Here is a 702-nt window from a genome sequence, read left to right on the forward strand (position 1 = left end):
AGGTCAGGTTGCGCAGCTCGACCCGGAACGCCTCCCGCTTGCGTAGGGTCGGCGAGATCTGCAGCGGGGTGAACACGGTCAGGTCGCCACGGCGCGCGAAGTCTTCGCCAAAGCTGTGGGTGTTCTCCGGGTCCAGCCTGGCCAGCTCTGGCAGAAGGTTTTCTTCGCACCAGGTGCGGATCTCGTCTTCCCGCATCTGTGGCGTCCAGCCTTCGAAACCTTCCGGCGCCTCGTACCGGTAGATACGGATCGAATGGTCCTGGACCATCGCCTGCTCGATGAGCACGCGAGAGAGGTAGGCGCCGCCGGACTTCTTCGGGATGCAGCCGTATTCCTCGTCGGCGGACTCGGTATTGGGGGCGTTCTTGTACAGCCCATCGCGCCACGCCTTCTCGGCCTCGGGCGACCACTCCTGACCGGTGACGAAGCAGATTCGCTTGTACAGCCCTTCGGCGATCGCATCATCCAGGGTGATGCGGTGAACGCTGTAATCCTTGCGGCCCTCGCGGGCATCCTGAATGTACTGGTTGAACGGGTTGTCGACACCGTTGTGGGTGCTGATCAGGCGGACCTTGTTACCCCACATCGTCAGAGCCAGGGCGGCCTTCAGCAGTTCCTCCAGGGACTCGTGGAACGCCGCCTCGTCGATCACCACATCGCCCTGCAGGCCGCGCAGGTTACTCGGCCGGCTGCTCAGGGCCT

At 63.7% G+C, this 702-nt stretch carries 1 pseudogene; it reads right to left on the reverse strand.

Annotated elements, in window-relative coordinates:
• Positions 1–702, reverse strand: a pseudogene (locus tag JHD77_RS33410) (hypothetical protein); the annotation flags it as partial.

This window comes from Pseudomonas sp. P20 (assembly GCF_016463925.1).
Classification (GTDB): Bacteria; Pseudomonadota; Gammaproteobacteria; order Pseudomonadales; family Pseudomonadaceae; genus Pseudomonas; species Pseudomonas aeruginosa.